This is a genomic window from Microseira sp. BLCC-F43, from assembly GCF_041929235.1.
Classification (GTDB): domain Bacteria; phylum Cyanobacteriota; class Cyanobacteriia; order Cyanobacteriales; family Aerosakkonemataceae; genus Microseira.
The window spans coordinates 17,443-35,539 of the sequence record NZ_JBHFNP010000085.1 but is presented as its reverse complement, the minus strand read 5'-3'; the positions used below and the strand labels follow the sequence as shown (position 1 = coordinate 35,539).

General features: G+C 47.0%; 15 protein-coding genes. 11 read left to right on the top strand and 4 right to left on the bottom strand.

The features are described from left to right. Positions 1–297: 297 nt before the first annotated feature. Positions 298–687 carry a hypothetical protein gene (locus ACE1CM_RS12740; RefSeq protein WP_374877876.1) on the bottom strand — a complete coding sequence of 130 codons (390 nt, stop codon included), beginning with the start codon at positions 685–687 and terminating at the stop codon, positions 298–300. Between the two features lie 229 nt (positions 688–916). On the opposite strand from ACE1CM_RS12740, the gene queA reads away from it, so the two are divergent. Together queA and ACE1CM_RS12730 are read left to right on the top strand one after the other, a co-directional pair. After that, positions 917–2,155, top strand: a complete 1,239-nt coding sequence (gene queA, locus ACE1CM_RS12735) for a tRNA preQ1(34) S-adenosylmethionine ribosyltransferase-isomerase QueA (protein ID WP_374877875.1) — start codon at positions 917–919, stop codon at positions 2,153–2,155. 88 nt (positions 2,156–2,243) lie between these two features. Beyond that, on the top strand, positions 2,244–3,143 hold the full coding sequence (locus ACE1CM_RS12730; protein ID WP_374877874.1) for a tetratricopeptide repeat protein: 900 nt from the start codon (positions 2,244–2,246) through the stop codon (positions 3,141–3,143). A gap of 184 nt (positions 3,144–3,327) precedes the next feature. On the opposite strand, the gene ACE1CM_RS12725 is transcribed toward ACE1CM_RS12730, so the two are convergent. Both ACE1CM_RS12725 and ACE1CM_RS12720 read right to left on the bottom strand, forming a co-directional pair. Further along, positions 3,328–4,023, bottom strand: coding sequence for a potassium channel family protein (locus ACE1CM_RS12725; RefSeq protein ID WP_374877873.1), 696 nt, complete (start codon positions 4,021–4,023; stop codon positions 3,328–3,330). Positions 4,024–4,115: 92 nt separating this feature from the next. Further along, entirely contained in the window at positions 4,116–5,450 is a 1,335-nt protein-coding gene (locus ACE1CM_RS12720) for a TrkH family potassium uptake protein (RefSeq protein ID WP_374877872.1), read from the bottom strand. A gap of 101 nt (positions 5,451–5,551) precedes the next feature. On the opposite strand from ACE1CM_RS12720, the gene ACE1CM_RS12715 reads away from it, so the two are divergent. The 7 genes from ACE1CM_RS12715 to coaE all read left to right on the top strand — a co-directional run bounded on the left by ACE1CM_RS12715 (position 5,552) and on the right by coaE (position 14,552). Further along, complete coding sequence (locus tag ACE1CM_RS12715) at positions 5,552–6,400, top strand: methyltransferase domain-containing protein (RefSeq protein WP_374877871.1); 849 nt, start codon at positions 5,552–5,554, stop codon at positions 6,398–6,400. A 272-nt stretch (positions 6,401–6,672) separates the two neighbouring features. Then, on the top strand, positions 6,673–7,263 hold the full coding sequence (locus tag ACE1CM_RS12710; protein WP_374877869.1) for a PEP-CTERM sorting domain-containing protein: 591 nt from the start codon (positions 6,673–6,675) through the stop codon (positions 7,261–7,263). A 142-nt stretch (positions 7,264–7,405) separates the two neighbouring features. Beyond that, positions 7,406–8,461 carry a glycosyltransferase gene (locus ACE1CM_RS12705; protein WP_374877868.1) on the top strand — a complete coding sequence of 352 codons (1,056 nt, stop codon included), beginning with the start codon at positions 7,406–7,408 and terminating at the stop codon, positions 8,459–8,461. A gap of 472 nt (positions 8,462–8,933) precedes the next feature. Further along, positions 8,934–9,968 carry a homogentisate phytyltransferase gene (locus ACE1CM_RS12700; protein WP_374877866.1) on the top strand — a complete coding sequence of 345 codons (1,035 nt, stop codon included), beginning with the start codon at positions 8,934–8,936 and terminating at the stop codon, positions 9,966–9,968. Positions 9,969–10,646: 678 nt separating this feature from the next. Further along, complete coding sequence (locus ACE1CM_RS12695) at positions 10,647–11,786, top strand: tetratricopeptide repeat protein (protein ID WP_374877864.1); 1,140 nt, start codon at positions 10,647–10,649, stop codon at positions 11,784–11,786. A 134-nt stretch (positions 11,787–11,920) separates the two neighbouring features. After that, entirely contained in the window at positions 11,921–13,660 is a 1,740-nt protein-coding gene (gene cobA / locus ACE1CM_RS12690; protein ID WP_374877862.1) for a uroporphyrinogen-III C-methyltransferase, read from the top strand. 298 nt (positions 13,661–13,958) lie between these two features. After that, the gene (gene coaE / locus ACE1CM_RS12685) at positions 13,959–14,552 is read left to right on the top strand and encodes a dephospho-CoA kinase (protein WP_374877860.1); all 594 of its coding nucleotides are present in this window, start codon (positions 13,959–13,961) and stop codon (positions 14,550–14,552) included. Between the two features lie 165 nt (positions 14,553–14,717). Here coaE and ACE1CM_RS12680 read toward each other — a convergent pair whose 3' ends face one another. Further along, positions 14,718–16,115 (bottom strand): TldD/PmbA family protein, encoded by a 1,398-nt coding sequence (locus ACE1CM_RS12680; protein WP_374877858.1) that lies wholly within the window; start codon positions 16,113–16,115, stop codon positions 14,718–14,720. Between the two features lie 359 nt (positions 16,116–16,474). Between ACE1CM_RS12680 and hemB the strand changes: the two genes are divergently transcribed. Next, a complete protein-coding gene (gene hemB / locus ACE1CM_RS12675; RefSeq protein ID WP_374877856.1) occupies positions 16,475–17,473 on the top strand; it encodes a porphobilinogen synthase in 999 nt (332 codons plus the stop codon). A gap of 377 nt (positions 17,474–17,850) precedes the next feature. Beyond that, positions 17,851–18,096 carry a ferrous iron transport protein A gene (locus ACE1CM_RS12670; RefSeq protein WP_374877854.1) on the top strand — a complete coding sequence of 82 codons (246 nt, stop codon included), beginning with the start codon at positions 17,851–17,853 and terminating at the stop codon, positions 18,094–18,096. Position 18,097 lies beyond the last annotated feature (1 nt).

Here is an 18,097-nt window from a genome sequence, read left to right as displayed (position 1 = left end):
GTTCTTTCCCTGATCTCTGATGTTTCTATGGCTTACGCCACGCTGACGCTGACGCGAACGGCAAGCGTCTTACCGCTACTTCGGAATTAGCCTTTATGTTCCATACAGTCAGGCGGGTCATCGACCAATACAAGTTTACCTGATTTGCTTGGAGATTCCCAAGAGAGATTGGCTCTGAGAGCGCCGTCGCTATCCATCCCCACCGCTAACGGCGGATGGGGAATTCCGCGAGGTTAGTTAAAAATTAAAAACCAAGAAATAACTGTCTTAATCTTTAATTTTTAATTTTTAATTGTCTTAAGCCAGCGTTTCGGGACAGTATCCCAATCCGTTGACAAACTGCTTGCGAAAAGCTTCAATTTCCTCCCGATCCGGATGACCGTGAGAAACCACGGCTACCTGGTAGCGACGCATCACCTCAATGGGTGATTGTCCCGCATCCAAACTCCAGAGTGCCATTTTGACTCGCACTTCCGGTTGATAGGGAATGCCTATTTCGTTCAAGAACGCCCTAAAGTCCCCATCTTGCTGTGGTTTTAGGGGTTCTCTCATTTTGACCTTCACCACCCAGCCATCAATTTGATGAAGGACTGTGACCGAATGCACCGGGAGTTGGCGGGTTACGTGTAGGAAATCAACGACTCTCTGCGTTAGGCTGGCATTCGCGAGGAAATAGAGGTATTCCATTATGTTTGTACTTGGGGGCCAAGCCAATACTTTACTGATATTATTTTCCCCAGCTCAACAGGTAAAAACTAGGGGATTTGCCCCCAATTTTGACTAGGGAGTTTTACCCAATTTAGGTCGCCAATCCAGGGGTGCGTTGAGATCGTATCCATCTGTATCCTTAGATAGATGACGCAGCTTTACCGCGACAAAAATCTGCCAGGAATATTATTGTACCCGGAGCGATCCCATGCAAGTGAACGAATTTTCTAAAGCCAATATTAAAATTGCCCATCCCATCGATACAACGACACCCACCCCCGAGCCTGACAGGGAAGCGGATCGCACCCTCGCCGCCTATGACTACTTTCTTCCAGAGCATCTGATCGCTCAAAATCCCGTCACGCCCAGGGATAGCGCCCGCCTGCTCGTGGTTGAGGAGTCAAAAGAGGGCCACGCCCACTGCATATTTCGCGATTTGCCGGCTCTGCTCCAACCGGGGGATCTACTGGTACTCAACAATACCCGCGTCATCAGAGCCAGACTCTACGGGCGGAAAATCAGCGGCGCATCGGTGGAAGTTTTACTGCTCCAAGAGCGCCAAAAAAACACTTGGCTAGCCTTAGTCAGACCGGGGAAACGCCTTCTAGTGGGTGCGAAGATTATTTTTGACCCCCCATCTAGTCGGGAAGAGGATAGGGAAAATCAGACAAGTGAGGATGCAAAGATATCTTTACTCTCCACTTCAGAGCGTCCCTTTGTCCCCGCGTCTTCCTCACTCAGTGCCAAAGTCCTGGCGGTAGACGAGGCGACTGGGGGACGCATTTTGCAGTTTGATATCCCTGAAGGGAAATCCCTCACCGAGTTGTTAGAGGAATTCGGACATGTGCCGTTACCGCCTTATATTACAAACTCCCAAGCTTTACCAGAACAGTATCAAACAGTCTATGGCTCTCGAGCGGGGTCGGCAGCTGCGCCTACGGCGGGGTTACACTTTACCGAAGAGTTACTCGAAATCTTAGAACAACGGGGCATTGAGCGAGCGTTTGTGACGCTGCATATCGGCGTGGGGACATTTCGACCCGTCGAAGTGGAAGACGTAACCCAGCATAAAATGCACGAGGAATGGGTAGAAGTATCGGCGGAAACGGTAGAAAAAATCCGCTCTACCAAAGCGCGAGGGGGGCGGGTGATTGCTGTCGGGACTACCGTCGTGCGGTCGTTGGAAGGGGCGGCAGCGGTAACCGGCGAATTGCAAACATTTTGCGACAAGACCGATTTGTTTATCTATCCGGGATATCAGTGGCGCGTCGTTGATGGACTGATTACTAATTTTCACCTGCCCCGCTCTAGTTTGCTGATGCTGGTGAGTGCATTGGTGGGGCGTCAGAGGCTGCTAGATTTGTATCGGGAAGCGATCGCACACAACTACCGTTTCTATTCCTTTGGCGATGCCATGTTGATTTTGCCAACATCTGGTAATGGCTAATGGCTAATGGCTAATGGCAAGAAAACGCAATTAGCAATTAGCAATTAGCAATTAGCAATTACACTTCACCAATTACCAATCACCAAAAATGTTTAAAAAGTCCTTGTCGATTTATCTTGTTGCTGCTGTTACCAGTTTTGTCTTAACGCCGTTTGATCCAGTCACCGCTGGTAATAAACAACTGGTGGAAGGTGTTTTAACGCAAAACCTGGAAGCGGCGCGTTCGTTCCAGCAAGGGGTGAATTTTTACAACCAAGGCGACTTTGAACAAGCAGGTCGCGCATTTCGTCAAGCACTGGGACGCGACTCTAATATTGCTCTGGCGCAGCATTATTTGGGGATTATACAAAGCAAACAAGGCAATTTTCCCGGTGCGATAGCAGCTTTTCGGGAAGCGGTGCGACTCGATCCGAGTTTGGCACAAGCTTACTACAACTTGGGCGTGGCTTTATATCAACAAGGCGAACTGCAAGAAGCTGGCGCCGCTTTTGCACAATCGATTCAAATCGATCCAGACAATGCGGATGCTTTTTACAATTGGGGACTGACTTTGTATCAACAAGAGCAGTTTTCTCAAGCCAGTACTGCCTACCAGCAAGCAATTCGATTGGCTCCCAATAATGCCAATGCTTACTATAATTTGGGATTGGCTTTGGAGAAAGAAGGCCAACTAAAAGCGGCAACTTCTGCTTATCAGCAAGCTGTTAATCTCGCTCCTCGTTTTGTGGCGGCGCGAAATAGTTTGGGGAATGTTTTAGCGAGACAAAACCAGTTAGAAGCTGCTATAATTGTTTATCGGGAAGCCGTTAATCGCCAGCCTAATAATCCAAGTGCTAACTATAACTGGGGCATGGCTTTGTATAATTTAGGCCGCATTCGAGATGCCAGCGGGCGACTGAGAAGAGCGAGAGATTTATATAGACAGCAAGGCGACCTGGAAACAGCAGATCAAATCGACCAGTTTGTGCGAGAAATTCAGGCAAAATAGCACTGGGTAATTGGTAATGGGGAAAGGGGGGAAGCGGGAAAGGGGGAAAGGGGGAAAGGGAAAGACTGGTGGGAAGGAATAGATATGTGGCAAAAGTGCCTCTGTGGGAATCGACTTTGAAAACAGACCTAATGCTTTAGCTTTCCCCTTTCCCCCTTCCCCCTTTCCCCCCTTCTCCACTTCTTTAAATTGGCAGGCGATCGATATCTTTGTTAGAGCCAATTACTACCATAATTTCACCCTTGTAAAGGCGTCGGTTGGGGTTGGGATTGACTTCAAAGGTGCCATCGTTACACACTGCTAGCAAGTTTAAACCATAACGAGTTCTAAGTTGCAGGTCGTAGATGGTTTTGCCGTCAAATTCTTTGGGAACGATCGCTTCTACAATGCTGTTGTGTGGGTCTAGCTCAAATCGGTCTAAAATGGCGGGTTTAGTGAGCAAGCGCGCCAATGCACAACCAGCTTCATGTTCTGGATAAACTACGTGGTCTGCTCCCACTCGCGTTAATACTTTACCGTGGACTTCTGACGAAGCTTTCGCCACCACGTGGGGGACGCCGCCTTCCTTCAGATTCAGCGTGGTAATAATACTTTCTTGTAAATAGTTACCGATGGCAACAATCACCGTATCGAACTCAAAAATTCCCGCTTCTTTTAGCGCCGACGGTTCGGTTGAGTCGAGTTGCAACGCATGACCTACAATTTGATCCGTCAGGACTTGAGCGACTCGTTTTTCATCAACATCCGTACCCAGTACGTCGTATCCCAAACGGTGCAGAGTCGAGCATACTCCCCGCCCAAAGCGCCCCAAACCAATCACGGCATACTGTTTATTATCTTTGCGTAAACTGCGAAAAAAACCTATGGACGACAGATTCACTTTTTTCTACCTGTGTAATAGAGACTTTGGCGAGAACAACCCCTACAAAACCAGTCTTATCTTTCCAGCCTAGCAAATATTTTCTACCATCATTACCCCACGAGTAAGTTTTCTTCGGGGTAGCGAATTTTACTGGGGCTGGGATCTCCCAAAAGCGCCGACATCAGCAGCAGAATGCCTACCCTTCCCACATACATTGTCACAATTAAAACTAGCTTCGCAGCACCTGAGACGCTAGCTGTTATTCCCGTGGACAGACCAACTGTCGCAAAAGCGGACACGACCTCAAACAAAATTTGAATAAAATTAAACTTTGTATCGGTGAGAGAGATTAAAATTGTGGCAATAATCACAGTTGCCAACGAGCCTATAAACACGCCAACCGCTTTCAAAATCAGCGATAGAGGTATTTTTCGCTCGTACAAAACAGCTTCTTCATTTCCCTGTAAAATGGCTTTGGTGCAAGTGGTTAAAACTCGCAGCGTTGTCGTTTTCATACCGCCTCCTGTCCCGCCGGGACTGGCGCCAATAAACATAAAAGCAATCGTAATAAATAAACCCGCTGTGGTCATTTTGCTAAAATCAATCGTGTTAAACCCCGCGGTTCGGGGCGTTACCGATTGAAACCAAGCTGCTAGGATTTTGGTCTTTAAGTCCATTTTACCAAAGGTTTCGGGGTTTTTCTGCTCGATTAAAAAGAACGCCACCGTGCCGAGTATTAAGAGAATTAAAGTGGTGCTGGTCGCGACTTTAAAATTGAGGGAGAAGATAATGCAATGGGTTTTTCTGAGGATGCGGTCGCGCAACCACAGGTACATTTCCATAATCACCTGGTAGCCAATCCCGCCAAAGATAATCAACCCCGTTACCGTCAGGTTTAATAAAATCGATGATTGATAGCGGATAAAGCTATCACTAAACACACTAAATCCCGCATTATTCCAAGAATTAATACTGTGAAAAATTGCGTACCACAGTCCCCGATAAAATCCAAAATCGGGAACAAAAACAGGCAGCAGCAGAAAGACTCCGGTGAGTTCAAATATTAGCGTCGTGGCAATAATCGAGCGCAGCACTTGGGCGCTACCCTGGATTCCCGTTCGGTCTAAAGCTTGTTGAATTGCCACTTTATCGCGCAAGCTAAACCTGGCACCAATCAGCAGCAAAAGAAAAGTAGTTGCCGTCATATAACCGAGTCCGCCAACTTGGACAAGTATGGCAACAAACAGCTGACCCCAGAATGAAAAATAAGTGCCGACATCGACAACCGACAAACCCGTAACGCAGACAGCAGAGGTTGAGGTGAATAAAGCCACTAACGGGTCAATCCAAGTCCCGCTGCTGCTAGAAAACGGCATCATCAACAAAAGGGCGCCCAAACCGATTACGGCAAGGAACCCCAGGCAAATCGTTCTAGAAACTGTCATGGATGGGTTGCAATTCGATCCAACAATACTTTTGATCGCGTGTCTTGTAAAGTACCCTTGCGATTAAACTAATTTTAGTCTGCATTAAAGCTATTGGTTCCATGACAGCAACACTTTACGAGCAAATTCAGCAATTTTACGACGCCTCCTCCGGTTTGTGGGAGCAAATTTGGGGCGAACACATGCACCACGGGTATTATGGTGCAGATGGCAAGCAAAAAAAAGACCGCCGTCAAGCTCAAATTGACCTGAATGAAGAAATACTCCAATGGGCTAATTTACATAGGGTGGAAACTATTCTAGACGTAGGCTGCGGCATTGGAGGCAGTTCCCTCTATCTGGCTCAAAAGTATAACGCCAAAGTCACCGGAATTACACTCAGTCCGGTTCAGGCGTCTAGGGCGAAGGAAAGGGCAGCTAATGCTAATCTAAGTCAGCAGACTTCCTTCCAGGTAGCAGATGCATTGAATCTGCCCTTTGCCGATGCATCCTTTGATTTTGTTTGGTCTATGGAAAGCGGCGAACACATGCCGGATAAAGTTAAATTCTTGCAAGAATGCTACCGGGTATTGCAGCCTGGTGGCACGTTTTTAATGGCTACTTGGTGTCATCGTCCCGTGACGCTTCCCGATGGATACTTGACGCCGGATGAGTTAAAGCATTTGGCAGAAATTTATCGAGTTTATTGCTTGCCTTATGTCATTTCTCTGCCGGAATATGAGCAAATTGCTCGCAATGTTTCTTTTCAAGATATCCGGACGGATGATTGGTCAACTGCTGTAGCGCCATTTTGGAATGTAGTGATTGATTCTGCCTTCAATCCAGCGGCAATTATTGGTTTAATTTTTAGTGGTTGGACGACGATTCAAGGGGCGCTTTCACTTTCCCTGATGAGTCAAGGATATGAGCGGGGATTGATTCGATACGGGGTGTTGCGAGCGACAAAGTAGGGTTATCCCCGAGCGGTGCTTGTCTGCAAATAGGGGTGCTTAGTCGCTCACATGCTTTATAGGGATTAGCATTTTGGCTAATCTTTGCAGAATCTTCATCGTCAGACGGTTGATTGTGTTTTTTGGGTTAAGTTTCTGTAGAAATACGGATGGTCATCTTAGAGGTAGATTATCCTGAGCCTTAGACCGCAATTGGGTCGAAATATCCGGCTGGGCAAAAAAAATTGTAGTTGTCCCGCCGCGATCGTTAGAGTAAATTATGGCAGGCAACTATGACAAAATTCAAAAAATTAGCAGTGACAACAGCCAGTGTAGCTCTCAGCTGCACCGCAATAGAAGCCAACCCAGCACAAGCTGCCGTCTTTAACTATGATTTCACGGTTAACATTACTAGGGGTTTTCTAGTTGGCAACCAGTATTCGGGTTCGTTTAGCTACGATGACGCTTCGCCTAAAACTTCTTTTGGTGGGTATCGACCTTTTGATTTTAACTTTGATTTTGAGGGTAAAAATTTCACTGAATCAGACCTACAAATAGATGTGGGGGGCTATGGTGGCTTCTTTCCTAATGAAGGGTTGGTGACGGCTTCCATTGGGCTTTACGACTTTCCTCCAAAACCAGAATACTTTCCTAAAATAATCTTTCTCCGGTCTTGGATGGGTCAGCCAGCGTTATTTTACGGTTATGTGCAGGACTGTTCTAGCTCTGCTTGTCCAGAAGGATCTTATGGAACGGTGACGTACAATTTGCGGTCAAATCCTCCAACCTCGGTTCCGGAACCAAGCACTGTGGGAGGGTTGATGTTTCTTGGTTTAAGCAGCTTGCTTTTGCAGCGAAAAATAGCATCCTCTCAAGGCGAATAGCTGGTTAACTCAAATTGCTAGTTATCTCAACCGTGCGGCTAATGGCTAATGGCTAATGGAAAGATATTATTGAGAAGCTCTCTCTCTCTCCCAATTAGCAATTAGCAATTAGCAATTAGCAAAACGATCGCAGTAACAGGTGATGAAAGTTTTACTTGGATGGGAACTGGGAGGGGGACAGGGACACATTCAACGTCTGGTGGCACTTGCTCAGATGCTGGAATCCTATGGGTTAGAACCAGTCTTTGCCCTCAAGTCCTACAACATCAAAGGGATTGATTTTCCCTATCAGATTGTCTTTGCCCCTCGCTTGCCTTTTTATGGTCGGAAAGAATCTTATACCTTTGCCGATATCCTGGAAAACTTCGGTTTTGGGAATGCCTGTATACTGCGATCGCACCTTGAGGCGTGGCGCTCGGTTCTGCAACAGCTCAAACCAAGCTTAATTATTGCCGATCATGCCCCTGGTCTTGTCCTAGCAGCTTACGGCTTTGTGCCTACAGTTGCGATCGGAGAGTGCTTTACAGTACCACCACCCGTTGATGTTTTCCCGATTCTGAGATTTCCCGCACCGCCTGAGTCAGTCTGGCGCCAAGAGCAAGTCAGCAATACAGTGCGCGAAGTTGTCAAGTTTGATGCGCCTCTAGGACAAATTTTGAATGGGGATGCCAGTTTTATTTTTGGCATTCCTGAGTTAGACCCTTATCAGCACTTGCGGCGTAATGACCAGTATGTCAGTCTGCACGTTACACCGATTCCTGGAAATCTGCACCGTGCCGATGGCCCTGCTTGGGCTTATCTGGCAGATAATTATCCTCAGCGCACGATGGTGCTGCAAACTCTGAGACCCCAATGTGAGTTCAAACCTTTAAGCGAGGTTCTAGAGGGAAAGTCTTTGGCAATCCACAATGGAGGCTTAACGACGGCTATTACCTGTCTGCTAGCAGGCATTCCTCAATTAGTCTTGCCTATGCACTTAGAACAGCAACTCAATTGTGCTGCACTTTCTCGGTTAGGTGTAGCGACTGCGATCGCTCAACCTACATGGGAAAATTTGCTAGTGGGACAAGCGCAAGCTTATGCACTCACCCAGAATGCCCAGCAGCAAGCTGAAAGTCTTGCCCGTTGGAACCAGAACTTTATGGAAGTCGTTGTCGAAACTTGTCTCAAATTCACAGATATCACGAACGGGGTATAAATCCAAGCCTCCTACGCACGAGGAGACCAGAAACCCGCAGGACTTACGCAGGACGAACCTATCACCTTTGTTTCTGGGTAGATCTCTGCTGCAAAACCCACGATTTTTCCGAGAAACCCGGTTTCTGCGTCGATCTCTGCTGCAAAACCCACGATTTTTCTGAGAAACCGGGTTTCTTTGCCTAAGTCCTATCAAATTCACACAAGCAGGTCAGAAACCCGGTTTCTGCGTCGATCTCTGCGGCAAAACCCACGATTTTTCTGAGAAACCGGGTTTCTTTGCCTAAGTCCTATCAAATTCACGCAAGCAGGTCAGAAACCCGGTTTCTCAGTCGATCTGTGCTTCCCAAACCCACGATTTTTCGTATCACCTGAGTTTCTTTGGGTAACGAACGGGGTATAAATCCAAGCTTCCAGTAGGACAAACTTTATGCAACGATTAAAAACTAGCTGGAACCTTGATTGAAGTATTCATGAGCCAAATTTCTTCTCAAAAGTCTTCGGTGCCCCAAAGCAATCCTTCTGATGCCAAACCTGTCCAGCAGACGGGTTCTTGGCTTTATGCTTTTTGGAAGTTCAGCCGCCCCCATACAATTATTGGTACGAGTTTGAGCGTTTTGGGGTTGTATTTGGTGGCGATAATGCTCCGCATCGCTGGCGCGAACGCTCTCTCACCCCCCAACTTGTCTGGCACCCATCTGTTGCAGCTATTGGGAGCTTGGATATCCTGTTTGTGCGGCAATATTTACATTGTCGGGTTAAACCAATTAGAAGATATCGAAATCGACCGGATTAACAAACCCCACTTGCCTTTAGCAACGGGGGAATTTTCACCCCAGCAAGGTAAGATAATTGTCAGCGTTACGGGTATCCTGGCGCTGCTGTTGGCGGGGTTTTTGGGGCCGTTTTTATTCGGAATGGTTGGGATTAGTTTGGCAATTGGTACGGCTTATTCTTTACCGCCAATTCGGTTAAAAAGGTTTCCGTTTTGGGCAGCAATTTGTATTTTTAGCGTCCGGGGGGCGATTGTTAATTTAGGGTTGTTTTTGCACTTTAGTTGGGTGTTCCAGAATAAAGTTACAGGTAGCACAGGCAAGCTGCCTGTGCCACAAGAAATACCCGCAGAAGTTTGGGCGCTGACGCTGTTTATTTTGGTGTTTACGGTGGCGATCGCTATCTTTAAAGATATCCCCGATATGGAAGGCGATCGCTTGTACAATATCAGCACTTTTACGCTTAAATTGGGCGCAACCGCTGTGTTTAATTTGACTCTATGGGTGATAGCAATTTGCTATCTAGGCATTGCAATTGCTGGCTTGTTGTGGCTAACTTCTGTAAATACGGTATTTTTAGTGACAACCCATTTGGTGGCATTGGGTTTAATGGGGTGGCGGAGTCGGTGTGTAGACTTGCAGGATAAGGGTGCGATCGCTAGTTTCTACCAATTCATCTGGAAATTGTTTTTCCTAGAATATCTAATTTTTCCTGCTGCTTGTTTATGGCATTAGGAAGAACAGGACTGACCCACGACGATGGCAGAAACAAAGGTGAGACCGTCGCTCTCTAGTTGCCAAACCAACTATTTTTCAGATCACCCTTGTTTCTTTGCCATGACTTACGCACGAGGATGGCAGAAACAAAGGTGAAGAGTCAATTTCTGGTGGCAAAACCAACGATTTTGCGGATCGCCCTTGTTTCTTTGCGTAATATGATGTCCGCCTAATTACCCTGAATAAAAATCTCTCCCAAGTCACCGTGTCACCGTGTCAGGAGCGTCATTCCTAATTATGGGTGAAGAACCGGACATGATATAAGTCCTGTTTGCGTAATTGCTAAATAATTTACTTTTTTCGCGCTGGAAGAATCTTTGGAGAATGAATCGCCATAGACGCCAAGTACGCCAACTCACATCTGGCACGATTCTCAACCTGCCTGGAAACCCTTGTTTCTTGACGAAAAATTTAGGCTTTCAAGTTTAGCTATTTGCCAGAAACTAAGGTGTTAACCCTGGTGCAAGATCTGAGCCAAGGAAGAAGAAAGGGAAGGGAGTGATGTTTGTCAAGAGCAATTATGCGGAATTAGGGCAGGAAATATCGATTGTGCCGATTGGGGGAGGGGACTCCACACGCAGAGGGAACGCACCGCGTAAACTAGGCTAAGAGCCTACAAATACCATGTCCCGAATCATGTCGCAAAAACTGCTTAAATTTTACCTGCTGCTGGCGGCGAGCGTTAGTCTCGGTTTGACTGCCGTGGCGTGTTCTAAGACGCCTTCTGGAACGAACACCGCCAGCACCAGCACGCCTTCTCCCGCCGCACCGGCACAAAATACCGCCGCTAACGGGACAGTTTCCCCATCCGCAACTACACCGAGTCCAGAAACTACCGTTGCCGCCGCACCTGGTAGCGCCGAAGATTTTTATCAGCGAGGAATTGAAAGCGTTAAAAAAGGCGATGCTGCGGGTGCAGAAGAAGCTTGGCGCAAATCGATTGAACTGGACGGCAAAAATCCCAAAGTTCACTCGAATTTGGCCGTGCTGCTGCAAAGTCAAAATAAGTTAGACGAAGCTAGCAAGCAATTTCAAGAAGCGATTCGCCTCGATCCTAAAAATGCGGAAGATAAGGTCAAATTAGCTGTTGTTTTGGGTCAACAGAAAAAACTAGACGAAGCAATCTCTCAAACAAAAGAAGCGCTGCAAATCAAATCGGATTTTGCACCCGCTTACGTAGTTATGGCGGCGGCGTTAGCAGAACAAGGCAAGCAAGAAGAAGCAATAAAGAGCTTACAAACCGCCAGAGATTTATTCAAAAAGCAGGGAAAAGTTGACCAACAGGTAGAAACTCAAATTAATTTAGCTGTTGCTTTAGCAAAACAGAAGAAATTAGACGATGCAGTAGCGCAATTACAAGAAGCGGTTAAACTCAAACCAGACTTTGCCCCCACTCACGTTATCTTAGCAGGCGCTTTATCCGAACAAGGCAAAAAAGACGAAGCAGTAGCCTCGCTAAAAAAAGCCAAAGACTTATTCAAAAACCAGGGCAGAACCGAACCGCTGGTAGAAACTACAATTAACTTAGCCGTTTTGTTGGGACAACAAAACAAAATCGACGAAGCAGTCACCGAATCAAAAGAAGCTGTTAGCCTCAAACCAGACTCGGCAAAAGCCCACTACGTCTTAGCCCTGGCTTTATCAAGTCAAGGCAAAAAAGACGAAGCGATCGCTACTTTGAATAAAACCAAAGAACTGTTGAAAAACCAAGGTCAAACCCAGCAAGCCGAGCAAATTGACAAAATCATCCAGAAACTCGGCGAACCGAAAAAATAATTGAGGTATTTTAGATTTGAGATTGCAGATTGCAGATTTAATTCCAATTTTTTCATAAATCAGAAATATAAGCTCTGAAATCTGCAATTATTCCATAAATCAGAAATCAAAAATTTGCCATCTGAAATTATTCCATGTTCGAGGAAAAAGGCAAAGTTTATCTAGTGGGTGCAGGGCCATCGGATGTCGCTTACCTAACTGTGCGATCGCAACAATTATTATCGCAAGCAGAGGTATTAATTTATGATGCCTTGATCTCGGAGCGACTGTTAGATTTAGTACCGGATAATTGCGTAAAATTCCACGTCGGTAAGCGGGGTGGACGCAAGAGTACCCCCCAAGCAGAAATCGACCGCTTGCTGGTGGAACAGTGCCTGTTAGGGAAGCAAGTCGTGCGATTAAAAAGCGGCGATCCGTTGATTTTTGGGCGATCTAGTCAGGAAATTCAAGCATTAATTGCCGCAGGTTGCCCGTTTGAGGTTGTGCCGGGAATTTCTTCCGCATTGGCAGCACCATTGCTAGCAGGAATTCCCCTAACAGATCCGGTTTTGAGTCGGTGTTTTGCAGTTTTAAGCGCCCACGAACCAACAGAATTAGACTGGGAAGCCCTATCGCGGATCGATACGCTGGTAATCTTGATGGGGGGGCGTAATTTGGGGGAAATTGTCCGCCAACTGCATCGTGGGGGGCGAAGTCTGCAAACTCCCGTCGCCGTTATTCGTTATTGCGGACATCCCCAACAACAAATTTGGACAGCACAGTTGGGAACTATTGCAGCTGCATGTGCTGGGGCGTCTCTTTCCCCGGCGGTCATTGTAATTGGAGAAGTTGTTGGACTGCGCCCCTACTTACAACCGCCGTTAGCAGGGCAGAGGGCAGAAATGTTGATTAATATTAACGGCAACTTGGTATCCGAGCGAATGTCCCCAATTGGGGATAATTTAAAATCCAGCCCCCTAGATTTGATATCCCCTATTGCTATGACTCAGACAAATAACCAACATCCAGCGCCAGAAACCAAGAAAGAAGCAGAGAATCAAATCATCCCCGCGTCTCCCCGTCTCCCCATCCGGGCGTCCTCTTCCCTCCCCCTCGCCAATAAAACTATCCTCGTTACCCGTTCTGCTGGACAGTCGGGGGAATTTACTCACCGCCTTCAGGCAGCAGGTGCAACGGTAATTGAAATGCCTGCGATAGAAATTGGTCCGCCTTCAAACTGGGAAGGATTGGATAATGCGATCGCTTGCATACAAACCTTTGATTGGTTAATTCTCACCTCTACCAACGGTGTAGATTATTTCTTTGAGCGCTTATTCGCTCAAGGAAAAGATGCCCGTAGCTTAGCGCAGCTTAAAATCGCCGTTGTCGGTAAAAAAACAGCTAATAGCCTAAAACTGCACAATTTGCAACCCGATTTTATCCCGCCCAACTTTGTGGCAGATTCCCTCGTGGAACATTTTCCCGCATCTCTCCAAGGGAAAAAAGTGTTATTTCCCAGAGTGGAAACTGGTGGACGGGAGGTGTTAGTCCAGGAGTTATCGGCTAAAGGTGCAGAAGTCGTCGAGGTGGCGGCTTACGAGTCCAGGTGTCCGGATGCGATCGCACCAGAAGCAAAACATGCCTTGTCGAAGCAAGCAGTAGATATCATTACCTTTGCTAGTTCCAAAACTGTGAGAAATTTTTGTCAGTTAGTAGAGGCATCCCAATTAACCGATAAGCTGGATAAAGTAGCGATCGCCTCGATCGGTCCCCAAACTTCCCGCGACTGCAAGCAACTCCTGGGTCGGGTAGATGTGGAAGCGCTTGAATACACCTTAGAAGGATTAACCCAAGCTATTATTAACTGGGCGACAATCCACCAGCCTCCTGTTTAAAAAGCCTATATTAGGTTATATTAAACTGTAAATTTTTAGCAGAAGTAGGGGCGAGTTTAACAACATATCTCGTGGTGACACAGACTGATTGGTAAAACCCGCCCCTACTGTAAAACTGAATCAAGATAACTTCTATTTTATTCAGTAGATAAAAATCAATTTATAGACAAACGGTCGTGTTTGATGACATAAAATTGTCCATAGATAGTACTTCGGTCGGGGCTTTACTATCAGCTAATTGCTAATTGCTAATTGGTCATGGCAAATCTAAAATCTAAAATCTAAAATCTAAAATCCTATGAGGCGTATTATTGGTTTAACGGGCGGTATTGGTACTGGCAAAAGTACCGTCTCGAATTATCTGGCAAGTCACTATAATTTGCCAGTTTTGGATGCAGATATTTATGCGCGCGAAGCCGTACAACCAGGTTCTCAAGTATTAGAAGAAATTCAGGAACGCTACGGTTTCGGCATCTTACTACCCGATGGCAAACTCGACCGCCTGCGCCTGGGTCAAATTGTTTTTAGCAGTCCCTCAGAACGCTTGTGGTTAGAGCAACGCATTCATCCATACGTGCGCGATCGCATTACCGCTCAATTAGATACCCTAGACCCCCAAAAATCCCCCACAGTCGTCCTAGTCGTACCATTATTGTTTGAAGCTCGCATGACCGATCTGGTAACGGAAATCTGGGTAGTAACTTGCGACCAAACCCAGCAAGTTGAACGAGTCAAATCTCGCGATGGTCTGCCTTTAGAAGAAATTCAATCCCGCATTAACAGCCAAATGTCAATAGAAAAAAAGCTAGCCCAAGCCAACGTAGTTTTAGATAACTCTTCAACCCCAGAAGCATTGTTAAAACAGGTAGATGCTGCGATTGGTAATAGGTAATTGGTAATTGGTAATTGGTAATTGGTAATTGGTAATAGACAATAATTTACCATTACCAATTAGCAATTAGCCAGCAATTAGCCAGCAATTAGCCATTAGCAATTAGCCATTAGCAATTACCCATTACCAATTACCCATTAGCAATTAGCCATTAGCAATTAGCCATTATGCCGCTTCTCCCCCTACAATAACATTGCGAATTCGCAAACTCGGACCACCGCAACCTACGGGTAAACCGCTTTGTCCGCCTTTACCGCATCCGCCGGATTCATCCCAGTAAAAATCATCGCCAATTGCTTCAATATCCGCCAGCGTGGAGAAAACATTACCGGAAAGCGTGACATCGCGCACGGGTTCGGCTATTTTGCCATTGCGGATCATCCAAGCTTCCCCCGCACTAAAGGTGAACATTTCCCCATTCGTCATTCCACCCAACCAATTACGGGCATAAACGCCTTCTTTGATACCAGTAAATAAGTCCTCGACTGGCGTATTTCCCCGTTCGATCCAGGTGTTGGTCATCCGCACGATGGGGGGATAGTGATAACTGAGACAACGGGCATTCCCGGTGGGTTGTTCGTCTAATTTGCCAGCAGTTTCGCGGGAGTGCAATCTTCCCACTAAGACGCCGTCTTTAATTAATTGAGTCGTCGTTGCGGGGGTGCCTTCGTCGTCGTAAAAATAGCTACCGCGATGACCTTCTGGGGCGGCGCCGTCAAAGATTTGCAGATCTTTGGGACCAAATCTGCGTCCAATGGTCATGACTTCTAGCAAGTCCGGGTTTTCGTATGCCATATCGGCTTCACTCAGGTGTCCGAAGGCTTCGTGGACGAATAACCCGCTGAGAATCGGATCGATGACGACGGTGTAGGTATTGCCTTTGACCGGCGGTAAGCTTAAAGCCTCCACCCCCCGTTGCGCTGCACCCCGCACTTGCTCGTCTAAATTGGTTAAATCTTCGTAAGCTTTGCGCGATCCCGTTGTTTCCCGTCCAGTTTGTACGGTTTCCCCGTCGCGCGCCGTGGCGGCAAAACGCATTTCCATATCCACCCAGGATTGTTCTAACATCGTCCCTTCCGACGTGGCGAGGATGATGCGCTGGGCGCTGTCGCCATAGCGCACCGAGGTGGTAGCGATGCGAGGGTCAACGCTGCGGAGAATTTCGGTGTAGCGATCGCACAATGCCTTTTTCTCGGCTAGCGGTATTTGGCGAGGATCGGTGCCGGTGAGGGGGATAATGCATATATCCTGCACCGCGTCAATAGGGGCGAGGATGGTTTCTTCTTCACCCACGATGCGGGCGGCAGCGATCGCTTCCTCAACCCGTTCTGCTAAGGTCGAAAGTTGATTAAAGCTGGCAAAACCCCACCCACCCTGATAACAAGCGCGTACCTGTCCGCCGATCGAAATCCCTTGGGACAAAGTTTCGATCTTATCGGCGCGCAGTAAAATATCGGTTGCTTCAGCTTCTTCCAGTCGAATCGCCAAATAGTCAACCCGCTTGCCATAACGACGTATCAGGTCAGAAAGAAGATTCTTGGCATCCGCTAGTAAGGTAGGCATAGCAGGCACTGGTACAGATAAACTGCATCCATTTTGCATTTATTTAGCCCCTTGTGCCACCGAAGCGAAGGGCAGATACCCGACTTCTGCGAGAAGTGGGGGTTTTCGCTTTTGCACAAAATACCGGCTACCAACCAAAAGCGCGACAAACCTAACCCCCCCTGCCCCCCTTCCCTGCAAGGGAAGGGGGGAGAAAGACTCCCCTCTCCTTGCAGGAGAGGGGTTGGGGGAGAGGTCTTTCTGTCCCAGCTTGGGTTGGTAGCCAAAATACCTTTAACTACCCCGATCTAGTTAGTTTGACAAAATGCTAGCGCTTTTTTTGTAGAATGATTCTCATTCCATAAAATTAGAAAGCCTCAATGAATAAAACAACCCCCGCGACTGAATTAATTTATCGCCCCCGCCGCCTGCGTCGCACCCCTACGTTGCGGCGAATGGTACAGGAAACTCATTTAACCGCAAATGACTTAATTTATCCCGTCTTTGTGATGGAAGGAGAAGGGCAAAAGGTTGAAATAGGATCGATGCCGGGATGTTACCGCTATACGTTGGATTTGCTGCTAAAAGAAATAGCCGATGCAGCGGCGTTGGGAGTGAATGCTGTAGCGCTTTTCCCCGTCATTTCCCCTGCCAAAAAAGACGATACTGGCAGCGAAAGTTACAACGAATCAGGATTAGTCCAGCAAACGGTAAAAGCAATTAAAAAAGCCGTTCCAGATATTGTTGTCATCACCGATGTAGCGTTAGACCCTTTCACCACTCACGGACACGATGGTGTCGTAGATGACAATGGTGTGATTCTCAACGACCCCACCGTAGAAATTTTAGTCAAAATGGCGCTATCTCAAGCAGCAGCAGGGGCAGATATGGTCGCACCTTCTGACATGATGGACGGACGGGTAGGCGCAATTCGCCAAGCTTTGGATGCAGCAGGTTACTTTGATGTGGGAATACTTGCTTACTCGGCTAAGTATGCCTCTGCTTATTATGGCCCGTTTCGGGATGCCCTCGATTCTGCCCCCAAATTTGGCGATAAAAAAACATACCAAATGGATGCTGCAAATGCCAGGGAAGCACTCAAAGAAGTTGCACTAGATATTGCCGAAGGGGCAGATATTGTGATGGTAAAACCTGCTTTGGCTTATTTGGATATCATTTGCCAAGTGAAAGCGGCAACAAATTTACCTGTTGCTGCCTATAACGTCAGCGGCGAATATGCCATGATTAAAGCTGCCGCACAGCAAGGCTGGATTGATGAAAAAAAGGTTATTTTGGAAACTCTAACCAGCATGAAACGGGCAGGTGCTGACTTGATTTTGACTTATTTTGCTAAAGAAGTCGCGTTGATGTTGCGCTAGGGAATTTCCCCAGAGAACCCCGGGTTTCTTGTCAAGATAGTAGGTGAGAAAACGCGCTATCTACAATACCCAGATACCCGACTTCTCTAAGAAGTCGGGTATCTTGCTCTTCCGTTCATATCATGTCCGGTTTTTCACCCATAATTAAAACTCAGAGCGTCTCCCTGTCCGGTGCGTCGCCGCGTCAGTCCCAACTATGGGTAATCAAACGGACATGATATCACTTGCCGATTACCCGATCCAACAGAAATTTTCACCTGTAGAAAGGCATAAATTTACAGGTTTTTTTAACAAAACCCCCCTGGAGTTAGCTAGATCACAGGAGTATGCTGATATTATCATCAAGTTTTTGAGAAAGTTTCCTAGTAATTCCCAAAATGTTAAGAATTCACCTCGCTTCATTACAACCGGGTCAAATCGCCACCATCGTGGCGTTACAAGCAGAAGAGTGCTTGCAACAACGCCTGCAAGCACTGGGTTTTCGCGCTGGACGGCAAGTGGAAATGATTCGGCGTGCCTGGTTTGGCGGGCCACTTCACGTGCGGGTGGGAACCACGGAAGTGATGCTGCGCCGCAGCGAAGCCAAAGAAATCCATGTCACGCACTTGAGTGAAGGAGAATGAG

Coding starts and splice junctions, on each gene's coding strand:
- ACE1CM_RS12740 (WP_374877876.1), bottom strand. CDS start 687: ATGGAATACCTCTATTTCCTCGCGAATGCCAGCCTAACGCAGAGAGTC.
- queA (WP_374877875.1), top strand. CDS start 917: ATGCAAGTGAACGAATTTTCTAAAGCCAATATTAAAATTGCCCATCCC.
- ACE1CM_RS12730 (WP_374877874.1), top strand. CDS start 2,244: ATGTTTAAAAAGTCCTTGTCGATTTATCTTGTTGCTGCTGTTACCAGT.
- ACE1CM_RS12720 (WP_374877872.1), bottom strand. CDS start 5,450: ATGACAGTTTCTAGAACGATTTGCCTGGGGTTCCTTGCCGTAATCGGT.
- ACE1CM_RS12715 (WP_374877871.1), top strand. CDS start 5,552: ATGACAGCAACACTTTACGAGCAAATTCAGCAATTTTACGACGCCTCC.
- ACE1CM_RS12710 (WP_374877869.1), top strand. CDS start 6,673: ATGACAAAATTCAAAAAATTAGCAGTGACAACAGCCAGTGTAGCTCTC.
- ACE1CM_RS12705 (WP_374877868.1), top strand. CDS start 7,406: ATGAAAGTTTTACTTGGATGGGAACTGGGAGGGGGACAGGGACACATT.
- ACE1CM_RS12700 (WP_374877866.1), top strand. CDS start 8,934: ATGAGCCAAATTTCTTCTCAAAAGTCTTCGGTGCCCCAAAGCAATCCT.
- ACE1CM_RS12695 (WP_374877864.1), top strand. CDS start 10,647: ATGTCGCAAAAACTGCTTAAATTTTACCTGCTGCTGGCGGCGAGCGTT.
- cobA (WP_374877862.1), top strand. CDS start 11,921: ATGTTCGAGGAAAAAGGCAAAGTTTATCTAGTGGGTGCAGGGCCATCG.
- coaE (WP_374877860.1), top strand. CDS start 13,959: ATGAGGCGTATTATTGGTTTAACGGGCGGTATTGGTACTGGCAAAAGT.
- ACE1CM_RS12680 (WP_374877858.1), bottom strand. CDS start 16,115: ATGCCTACCTTACTAGCGGATGCCAAGAATCTTCTTTCTGACCTGATA.
- hemB (WP_374877856.1), top strand. CDS start 16,475: ATGAATAAAACAACCCCCGCGACTGAATTAATTTATCGCCCCCGCCGC.
- ACE1CM_RS12670 (WP_374877854.1), top strand. CDS start 17,851: ATGTTAAGAATTCACCTCGCTTCATTACAACCGGGTCAAATCGCCACC.